This is a genomic window from Bacillus cereus group sp. BfR-BA-01524, from assembly GCF_022662595.1.
GTDB classification, from domain to species: Bacteria; Bacillota; Bacilli; order Bacillales; family Bacillaceae_G; genus Bacillus_A; species Bacillus_A thuringiensis_S.
Map to the genome: position 1 here is coordinate 1 of NZ_JAKUDW010000150.1, position 9,437 is coordinate 9,437.

Here is a 9,437-nt window from a genome sequence, read left to right on the forward strand (position 1 = left end):
AAGAACATACGGCTCATTCTTTTCTACTAAGACTTCAAGCTCTTCAATTGTTTCAAGCTTTGTCATATTCATCACGATTCACCTCTCATACGAAATCTAGAGCGCTTCTCTTTCTTTTCAGCGTTTTTCTCAATTCTTTCTAATTTACGCTCTTCTTTTTCAACCTTCTTCTCTTGTCTCGACGCACGGTAATGATTGTATACTTCAATCGCCGCACTGCTCCACTGTACAACTTGCGCTACTTTATCAGCGTTATTTTCAATTTCGTCCGTTACAGAGTCTGATACATTACGAAGCTTCGTATTTAAGGATTGGATTGTCGTTCCAATCCCATCTACACCCGCTACCACTTTATTTAATGACTGTGACTTCTGTTGAATATCATCAGCTAACGCATTCGTTTTATGTAATAATTGCTCTGTCTCTACGCTAATTCCTTGCATTTGTTTTTCTAAACCTTCTAACGTGCTTGCAACGTTTTCTAACGTCTTCTGAACCGATAACAACGTTCTGCATACATACACTACTAATACTGCGAAAGCAACCGCGATAATAGCCGCACTTACATATAAAAGAACTTGCATTTCATCACTTCCTTTATCTTTTTCATACTTTCCCCTATTATACAATCATTTTCCGTTTCATTCTAATCCCTATCTCATCATTAGAATTTTCATACTTATTCGTTAACTGTAACATAAATCATTCAACAAATTCCACTAAGTAGGTTACAATAGGAGAGGATACATAATTAGTAGGGAGGCTTTACATATGAAAGATCCACGTATTGAAAAGTTAGCATACAATTTAATTAACTACTCTATCCGCTTACAAAAAGGTGAAAAAGTATTAATTGAAAACTTTGGCTTACAAAAAGAACTTGTAACTGCACTTGTAAAAGAAGCATATGCAGCTGGTGGTTTCCCATTCGTCTCTTTAAAAGATCATCAAGTAGATCGCTCTTTATTAATGGGTGCTACTGAAGAACATTTCGAACAAATCGCTGCGTATGAAGCAAGCGTAATGAAAGACATGGACGCTTATATCGGTCTTCGCTCTGGCGATAATATTAATGAACAAGCTGACGTTCCAAGTGAGCGTATGAAAGTTCATGGCCAAACAGTTGGTAAAAAAGTTCATAGAGACATTCGCGTTCCAAAAACACGCTGGGTTGTTCTTCGCTACCCAAATGCTTCTATGGCACAGCTTGCTAAAATGAGTACAGAAGCTTTCGAAGACTTCTACTTTGAAGTATGTAACTTAGACTACGGTAAAATGGATAAGGCGATGGATAGCCTTGTTACATTAATGAATAAAACAGATAAAGTTCGTTTAACTGGCCCTGGAACTGACTTAACATTCTCTATTAAAGACATTCCAGCAATTAAATGCTCAGGTCATTTAAACATTCCAGATGGTGAAGTATACTCTGCACCAGTTCGTGACTCTGTTAACGGTACAGTTTCTTACAACACACCATCTCCTTACAACGGTTATACATTTGAAAATGTACAACTTAAGTTCGAGAACGGTCAAATCGTTGAAGCAACTGCAAACGATTCAGAACGCATTAACAAAATCTTCGATACAGACGAAGGCGCACGCTACGTTGGTGAGTTCGCAATCGGCGTAAACCCATACATCTTACATCCAATGGGAGATATCCTATTCGATGAAAAAATCGATGGCAGCTTCCACTTCACTCCTGGACAAGCTTACGACGATGCATGGAATGGTAACAACTCGAACATTCATTGGGACTTAGTATGCATCCAACGCCCTGAATACGGCGGCGGCGAAATTTACTTCGACGACGTACTAATCCGTAAAGACGGACGCTTCGTTGTACCTGAACTAGAAGCTTTAAACCCAGAGAACTTAAAATAATAAAAAACGCTCGGAATTATATCCGAGCGTTTTTTATTATCCTCACTCTATGTCGAGCTACTTTTCTTACTTTTTGTTTGCTGAAAATGAAAATAATATAAAAGTGCCACTGCGATAGTACCTATTAATATTGGTACATATAAAGGCAGGTTCCATTTCATATTTACCCTAGTGCAGATAGCAAACACCAGCAAAATTTCCAAGCAAAACAAAGGTTTTATATATTTCATTTCTTACCTGCCATTTCTATTTTAACATGTGAATTTCCTTTCTCGATAAGCGCTAAAAATTCATTCATATTTTGCGGCATCGCAATTATATGTACTTTATATGCATTCGTCGTAATTTCAAGTGATTTCCCAACTTGACGAATTATTCTTATCTCTTTCAATACAATATCGTCATTTAAAACACCGTACTTTAATACACCATTTTCTACTTTATGTTTTTTAATAAATACTTCCCAAACGAGCGGGACATTTACAATGAAGCATAAACCCATCCCAATCAACGCCGATATCCAATGCGCTTTATTAGTAAAAAGCATGACAATTGGATATATAAACATAAAAGCTAACGTAAGACAAACAAAAATGACTACTGACTTACTTCTTTGAATTAGAAAGTTCATACCTACACCCCCTAATCCAAATTATACCACTATTTCCATTTTAGTTCATAGAAAAAGGCCATTTCTAAATGACCTTTTACACAATGTACCTATAAAATTTCTTATCTACCTGTAACACTGGAAAATTTTTCGGCAACTCGTCTATACTGACACTTTGAAAACCATTCTTTTCATAAAAATGATGTGCTGCTAAAAATTTCACTGTTGTTCCTAAGTAAATATCTTTCAATTTTTTATCCTCAGCCCATGAAATTGCTGTTTGAAGCAACATATGTGATGCGCCCCATTCTTTTCCGCGAAACTCTTTCTTCACGAACATTTTTCTTAACGCTACTTGATGATTCTCAATATCTAATAAAGCTACTGTTCCAACTACTTTACCATCATAAATTGCTACCCAAAAGTTTCCGTGATCCTTTTGATAGAATGTTTCTATTTCAAGTAAATCAGGTTGCTCTTCTTTCGTAATGGGAACATTATACTCTTTTTGCTGAATATGAACGATAAGATCTACTACTTCCTCTTGAAACGTACTTTCATACAGAACAATACGAATCTTCTCGTTCATCGAATTTCTTCCCACTCTGAAGCTAATAAACTATATACAGCGATATCATGGAAATGATCATACAACCATTCGTCTTCTCTTAAAATACCATCTAATTTAAACCCTAAACGTTCTGGAATTGCGCGGCTTTTCGCATTTCCAACACCGCACCGAATTTCAATTTTATTCAGCTTTAAATTTTCAAATGCATAGTGAAGTACAGCCTTTACGCTACGCGTCATAATACCTTTCCCGCCAGCATCTTCTGCAAGATAATACCCAAGACTCGTCGCTTTCTTCCCCCAGCTCACTGGATGAATACCTACCATCCCAACGAGCTTTCCTTTGTAGCGTATGCCACTTTCAAAACCGTCTCCCTCTGCAAACTTCTTTAACCACATCGGGAAAATTTCATCATAAGCATCAGCAGATTTTGTCCCATCTACCCAAGGAAGCCATTTCCGTAAATGATTACGGTTTTGATCTAATAATTGATATAATTCCTCTTTATGATGTTTTTCTAATAATTGTAGTTCGATTTCGTCATCTACTCTGAGTGTGAACATGTTTTTTAGTCCCCTTTTTATTTTTCTTATTATTCTAACATTTATGGATAAAAAATGTTAAATGTTCACACTTTCTTTTGATTTTCTTTGTATAAAACCAGAAGAATACAATACTCCCGTAATAACTAATATCATTCCTACAGATTGTGCAGGTGTTATATTGACTCCTTCAATAAAAGAAATAAGCATTGTAACAACAGGCACTAGATTAAAAAATAAAGATGTCCTTGCTGCCCCAATTTGAGCAATTCCATTATTCCACCATAAGTAACCAAGCACACTCATTCCAATTGCCATAAAGAGAATCGCGCACCATGCCAACAAAGGAATTTCTAAAACTGGTACTATACTTTTTTGTGTAGAAGATATGATAATAAAGGCAAGTGTACCAATAGTCATCGTATATGTCGTCGTTTGCATTGGATTACCAGTTTTAATAAACCTTCTGCCTAGCACGCCGTATAACGCCCAGCAGATATTCCCTAATAAAATATAAAAATCCCCTTTTGAAAATGATAAATGTTGTAGTATTGTAAACGAACCCTGTGTAAGTACAAAAACAACGCCAATTAGTGCAAGTAACATTCCAATTGCTTGGCGCTTCACTATTTTCTCTCGTAAAATGACACTTGCTAACAACGTCGTAACGAGAGGATTTGTCGCCATAATAAGCGCACCATTAATAGCTTCTGTATATTTCATTCCTGAAAAGAAAAAGAAGTTAAAGCCGAATACACCAACAATACCTAGTAAAAGGTAATAGAGCCTATTCTGCATCCATACTTCCAAATCAAAATCTTTTCGTATTTTTAACAAACATAACATCACAAATGCAGCAATCCCAAAACGCCATGCTGCTATATGAATTGCTTCGAAATACTGCACCGCATATTTCGAAGCATTAAATGTCCCACCAGTAAATATCGCAAAACCTAATAACTGCGCATATACTTTATTTTTCATTGCCGGCCTCCAAGTCTTTTTCTTCTAGAAAACCGTAATAAATTTCTAACTTCTCCTCCGTTAGCTGAACAACTTTTTGCAATTGTTCCTGCTGTTCTTTTAATCGCTCCAAGTGAGTTGTTAAAATGGAAATTCTCTTTTTTACTTTCGCTGGTACTTCCTCTTTCTTCTGCCTAATTTCCTCTATAATGCACCCATCACTTGCAAACTCAGCCATCTCTTCTAATGACATCCCAGTTTGTTTTAATGAATATAAAAATTTTAATAGACGTACATCGCCTTCTGTATATTGACGAATACCGCTATTTCGCGTTGGTGGTGGTAATAAACCTAATTTCTCATAGTAGCGCAAAGTGTGAATGCCCATCCCGGTTAACTCTGCTACTTCGCCGATTTTATACATGTTCTCTCCCCCTTGTTTTTACATTTTCATCTTACAACCTAGAGTTAGCTCTAGGTCAATACATAAATAAAGTGAAACTTTAATCAGTGGGGGTCTTACTGCCCGTTAATGCGGGATAAAAGTTGAACACAACAAAAAAAGACGCACAGCCAAGCTATGCGTCTTTTCTATTATTTCTCTGCAACTTGAACTTCTTTTACGTAAGCTGCTTCGAATTTTTGGATGTCGCCTGCGCCCATGAAAATTAGAACGCCGTTTTTATGTTTCTTTAATACATCCGTTGTTGTATCTGTAATTAGTTCTGCACCGTCAATACGCTTTTGCAGATCTTCAATTGTTAATTCACCTTTGTTTTCGCGTGCTGATCCGAAAATATCACATAAGTATACTTGGTCAGCTTTGCTTAAGCTTTCAGCGAACTCATCTAAGAACTTTTCTGTACGTGAGAATGTGTGTGGCTGGAATACAGCGACAACTTCACGCTCTGGATGCTTTTGACGAGCTGCTTCAATCGTTGCATTAATTTCTGTCGGATGGTGTGCGTAGTCATCGATAATAACTTGCTCTCCCATTGGCTTTTCATTAAAGCGACGTTTTACGCCTTCAAAAGTTGTTAGCTGATGCTTAACTGCTTCTACATCAACGTTTTCATAATGGCAAAGCGCGATTACTGCTAATGCATTTAATACGCTGTGGTTGCCGTATCCTGTAATTTTGAACGTGTCATAGTACGTATTACGAACGAATACATCGAAAATAGTACCATCTGTTCTCTTTTGGATATTACGTGCTTGGAAATCATTATCTTCTCCAAATCCATAGAAAATAACAGGTACTTTCGCTTGAATTTTTTGAAGTTCTTCATCATCTCCACATGCAATAATGCCTTTTTTCACTTGCAATGCCATCTCTTGGAATGCATTGAATACATCATTGATGTCTGTAAAATAATCTGGATGATCAAAATCAATATTCGTCATAATTGCATAGTCTGGATTGTAAGACAAGAAATGACGACGATACTCACAAGCTTCAAATACAAAATACTTACTATTTTCTACCCCATGCCCTGTTCCATCTCCAATAAGGTAAGATGTCGGATGTGCGCCTTGCATTACATGGGCTAACAAACCTGTTGTTGATGTTTTTCCATGTGCACCAGTTACAGCAACACTTGTGTATTGGCTCATCAGGTCACCTAAGAAGTGATGGTAGCGATGTACTGGGATGTTTAATTCTTTTGCTGCTACGATTTCTTCATGCGTATCAGGAAATGCATTTCCTGCAATAATCACTTGTCCTTCTTCTACATTATTCTTATCAAAAGGAAGGATCGAGATACTACGCTTTTCCAACGCTGTTTGTGTAAAGAAACGCTTTTCATAATCAGACCCTTGAACAGTATGCTTCATATCATGAAGAATTTGCGCTAATGAACTCATTCCTGTTCCTTTAATTCCTACAAAATGGTAAACTGTCATCTTAAAGAACCTCCAACATTTCGAACTAATACAACGGCCTATCTATAAGACAGTATATGAATCTTTTCTTATTTTGGTAATCATCATACATTTTTGATGTAGTGAAGTTATTCTTTCCCTTCACTTATCAGGATAAACTCGTACGTACTTCTTTATATGTCCATAACAAGTCCATTATAGCAAAAAAGAAGCCGCTATACTATGATAACAGAAAAACTGATAGGGTCAATCACCTATCAGTTTTTCTCTCTTTTACATATCTTCTCTTTTTTCTAATTGAACACGCTCTAAACGTGGGTTTGGACGATATTTACGACCAGCTTTTGCTTCTGGTTTCCCATTTAACTCTACATTATCACCAGTAAAGCCAATATTCATTTTTAACAAGCTACTTCCTACCCCGTATATGTCAACAGGTACCTTTTGAGCTTCAAATTCACGAATACGCTTTTCATCAAATCCACCAGTTACAACGATGTCTACATGCTGGAATCCTTCTTCATCAAGCGCCTTGCGAAGTGCAAATACAAGCGATGGGTTTACACCACGTGGATCAAATGTTCCAAGTACTTCTGGGTGGCGAATAAAGTATTGATCAATCATTGTGCGAGACGTATCTACACGCACACCTTTTAATGTTGATCCAAATTCACGCGCTACACGAAGTGCATCTGTAATAACATCATTATTGTAATCAATGAGTACAACTAATTCATCTTCTGGGAATTTCTTATGATATGCTTTTGCCGCTTCTACAACATCACCATTAAACATTTGAATTAATGCGTGAGGCATTGTTCCCATACCACTTCTGCCCCACCATTCATTCATCGCATGCGTCGCTTGTGCGCTCATACCTCCGATGTATGCTGCATAACCATCACCAGCTTGTTGTGTATAATGATCGTCACGATCTCCCATGAAAATAACTGGTTTTTCTTTATCTACACTACGTGCAGCTTGGACAACATTATATACGTTTGTTGCAACCGATGTACGACGAGCTAAAATCCCATCAATTACACCTTCTAAAAATCCGAAATTCTCATAAGGACCATGAATTGTTAACACTGTTTCAAATGGACTAATTTTATCGCCATCTTTTAAAGAGTGAATCTCAAGTTCCTCAGGATTTTTAGCGAATGTTTGCAGCAATGCAATCACTTCATCTGTTCCGCAAAGGACTGCATTTTCTTTTTGGAAAAATTGCATCGTTACAACACTTTTCGGGCGAAATTCTTCAATAATTTCTCTAGTTTTTAAAAAGTAAACGGCGGAGAACCAACCTTCCCCAACGCGTTCGTCAAATTTAAATGTTTTATTTGTTAGTCGATTTATTTCACCTTTTAATTTTAATTCAATTTCTTTCATGTCGCTTTACTCCCTACTTTACTATCCAACATTTTCTATTAGTATACAGCAAAACCGTGGACTATACATTCGTTTCCTGCATAGCAGCAAATTCATCCTCAGAAATAAGGACATCTCTCGGCTTAGTTCCTCTCGCTTCAGAAATAATCCCTTGCGATTCCATCTCTTCAATGAGACGTGCTGCGCGATTATAACCAATACGGAATTTTCGCTGTACAGAAGATGTGGACGCTCCCCCTTGTTCTACAACAAATTGACATGCATCAAAGAACAGCTCATCTTCCGACTCAGCCTGTTCTGTTTTCGCTAATAAATCCTCTTGCTTAAATAAGTAATTCGGCTTCATTTGCTTTCTCACATGATCAACTGTTTTTTCAATCTCATCATCCGATACATATACACCTTGTACACGAACTGGCTTAGATGTGCCGTTCCCTAAAAATAACATATCACCACGGCCAAGTAATTTTTCCGCGCCCCCAATATCGATAATCGTACGTGAATCAACTTGAGATGATACAGTAAACGCAATACGCGTTGGAATATTTGATTTAATTAAACCTGTAATAACATCTACAGATGGACGCTGCGTCGCAACTAATAAATGAATGCCACAAGCACGTGCTTTTTGCGCAATACGACAAATCGCTTCCTCAACATCACCCGGTGCTACCATCATTAAATCGGCTAACTCATCAATAACGATAACGATATAAGGTAATGTCTCACCTGGAATATCTCGCTCGCTTACAATTGTATTATAGCGAGTTAAATCACGAGCACCAGCATGAGCAAACAATTCATAACGACGCTCCATTTCATCAACTGCCCACTTTAACGCAGCTGTCGCTGCTTTTACATCCGTAATAACAGGTGCTACAAGATGCGGAACAGAATTGTATGGCGCAAGCTCAACCATCTTCGGATCAATTAACATTAACTTTACTTCATGTGGTTTCGCTTTATATAAAATACTCGTTAAAATCGCGTTAATACACACACTTTTACCTGAACCCGTTGCACCCGCAATAAGTCCGTGCGGCATTTTCCGAATATCCGTTACAATTGGATCACCTGAAATATCAAGTCCAAGCGCAACAGTAAGTGGCGATTCACTCTTTGTGAATACAGGACTTCTTAAAATCTCACGAAGAAATACCGGCTTACTTTCTTTATTTGGAACTTCAATTCCAATCGCACTCTTTCCTGGAATCGGCGCTTCAATACGAATATCTTTCGCAGCTAAACTTAACTTAATATCATCACTTAAATTTGTAATTTTATTTACTTTCACGCCTGGGTCTGGTTGTACTTCAAAACGAGTTACTGCTGGCCCTTGCGATACATTAATAACATGTGCTCCAACATGAAAATTATTAAACGTTGTATCTAATAATTCTTTTTGCTCATCTAACCACTCTGTATTATCTAGTGTTGATTGCTGTGAAATTGACAACAACGCTAATGGCGGAACAGTATATGTCGGTGGTGTGTGCAATACATTTCGCATATCGTTCTCTCTTTGATTGACAACATATGCTTTCTCTTTTGGTTCTGTACTTGAAATTGGCTTTTGTACTTGCTCTAC

The 9,437-nt window shown here is 37.3% G+C and carries 11 protein-coding genes and 1 pseudogene; 1 reads left to right on the forward strand and 11 read right to left on the reverse strand.

The annotated features are described in order from the left end of the window. Both MR170_RS32820 and MR170_RS28680 read right to left on the reverse strand, forming a co-directional pair. A pseudogene (locus MR170_RS32820) lies at positions 1-72 on the reverse strand (bacillithiol system redox-active protein YtxJ); the annotation flags it as partial. Then, positions 72-584 (reverse strand): DUF948 domain-containing protein, encoded by a 513-nt coding sequence (locus tag MR170_RS28680; RefSeq protein ID WP_001197721.1) that lies wholly within the window; start codon positions 582-584, stop codon positions 72-74. The gene MR170_RS28680 and the pseudogene MR170_RS32820, both read right to left, overlap by 1 nt. A gap of 187 nt (positions 585-771) precedes the next feature. Here MR170_RS28680 and MR170_RS28685 point away from each other — a divergent pair, with 187 nt between their 5' ends. Beyond that, positions 772-1,887, forward strand: coding sequence for an aminopeptidase (locus MR170_RS28685; protein ID WP_000654729.1), 1,116 nt, complete (start codon positions 772-774; stop codon positions 1,885-1,887). Positions 1,888-1,934: 47 nt separating this feature from the next. Here MR170_RS28685 and MR170_RS28690 read toward each other — a convergent pair whose 3' ends face one another. The 9 genes from MR170_RS28690 to MR170_RS28730 form a co-directional block, all read right to left on the reverse strand. After that, entirely contained in the window at positions 1,935-2,117 is a 183-nt protein-coding gene (locus MR170_RS28690) for a hypothetical protein (protein ID WP_242310332.1), read from the reverse strand. Next, positions 2,114-2,518 carry a PH domain-containing protein gene (locus MR170_RS28695; RefSeq protein ID WP_242310333.1) on the reverse strand — a complete coding sequence of 135 codons (405 nt, stop codon included), beginning with the start codon at positions 2,516-2,518 and terminating at the stop codon, positions 2,114-2,116. The genes MR170_RS28690 and MR170_RS28695 overlap by 4 nt, the downstream gene beginning before the upstream one ends. A 76-nt stretch (positions 2,519-2,594) precedes the next feature. Continuing rightward, a complete protein-coding gene (locus tag MR170_RS28700) occupies positions 2,595-3,086 on the reverse strand; it encodes a GNAT family N-acetyltransferase (protein WP_242310336.1) in 492 nt (163 codons plus the stop codon). After that, on the reverse strand, positions 3,083-3,631 hold the full coding sequence (locus MR170_RS28705; RefSeq protein WP_242310338.1) for a GNAT family N-acetyltransferase: 549 nt from the start codon (positions 3,629-3,631) through the stop codon (positions 3,083-3,085). Before MR170_RS28705 ends, MR170_RS28700 begins: the two co-directional genes overlap by 4 nt. Before the next feature lie 57 nt (positions 3,632-3,688). Continuing rightward, positions 3,689-4,594 carry a DMT family transporter gene (locus MR170_RS28710; RefSeq protein ID WP_242310340.1) on the reverse strand — a complete coding sequence of 302 codons (906 nt, stop codon included), beginning with the start codon at positions 4,592-4,594 and terminating at the stop codon, positions 3,689-3,691. Beyond that, positions 4,584-4,997 carry a MerR family transcriptional regulator gene (locus MR170_RS28715; RefSeq protein ID WP_000276601.1) on the reverse strand — a complete coding sequence of 138 codons (414 nt, stop codon included), beginning with the start codon at positions 4,995-4,997 and terminating at the stop codon, positions 4,584-4,586. Before MR170_RS28715 ends, MR170_RS28710 begins: the two co-directional genes overlap by 11 nt. Before the next feature lie 170 nt (positions 4,998-5,167). Then, complete coding sequence (gene murC, locus MR170_RS28720) at positions 5,168-6,478, reverse strand: UDP-N-acetylmuramate--L-alanine ligase (protein WP_029443433.1); 1,311 nt, start codon at positions 6,476-6,478, stop codon at positions 5,168-5,170. Between the two features lie 252 nt (positions 6,479-6,730). Then, on the reverse strand, positions 6,731-7,849 hold the full coding sequence (locus tag MR170_RS28725) for a nicotinate phosphoribosyltransferase (RefSeq protein ID WP_016080041.1): 1,119 nt from the start codon (positions 7,847-7,849) through the stop codon (positions 6,731-6,733). 61 nt (positions 7,850-7,910) lie between these two features. Continuing rightward, positions 7,911-9,437: DNA translocase FtsK (locus MR170_RS28730; RefSeq protein WP_242310342.1), on the reverse strand; the 1,527-nt coding region annotated here is incomplete at its 5' end.

Excerpts from the sequence above, each read along its gene's own strand:
- MR170_RS28680 (WP_001197721.1), bottom strand. The coding sequence starts at position 584 with ATGCAAGTTCTTTTATATGTAAGTGCGGCTATTATCGCGGTTGCTTTC.
- MR170_RS28685 (WP_000654729.1), top strand. The coding sequence starts at position 772 with ATGAAAGATCCACGTATTGAAAAGTTAGCATACAATTTAATTAACTAC.
- MR170_RS28690 (WP_242310332.1), bottom strand. The coding sequence starts at position 2,117 with ATGAAATATATAAAACCTTTGTTTTGCTTGGAAATTTTGCTGGTGTTT.
- MR170_RS28695 (WP_242310333.1), bottom strand. The coding sequence starts at position 2,518 with ATGAACTTTCTAATTCAAAGAAGTAAGTCAGTAGTCATTTTTGTTTGT.
- MR170_RS28700 (WP_242310336.1), bottom strand. The coding sequence starts at position 3,086 with ATGAACGAGAAGATTCGTATTGTTCTGTATGAAAGTACGTTTCAAGAG.
- MR170_RS28705 (WP_242310338.1), bottom strand. The coding sequence starts at position 3,631 with ATGTTCACACTCAGAGTAGATGACGAAATCGAACTACAATTATTAGAA.
- MR170_RS28710 (WP_242310340.1), bottom strand. The coding sequence starts at position 4,594 with ATGAAAAATAAAGTATATGCGCAGTTATTAGGTTTTGCGATATTTACT.
- MR170_RS28715 (WP_000276601.1), bottom strand. The coding sequence starts at position 4,997 with ATGTATAAAATCGGCGAAGTAGCAGAGTTAACCGGGATGGGCATTCAC.
- murC (WP_029443433.1), bottom strand. The coding sequence starts at position 6,478 with ATGACAGTTTACCATTTTGTAGGAATTAAAGGAACAGGAATGAGTTCA.
- MR170_RS28725 (WP_016080041.1), bottom strand. The coding sequence starts at position 7,849 with ATGAAAGAAATTGAATTAAAATTAAAAGGTGAAATAAATCGACTAACA.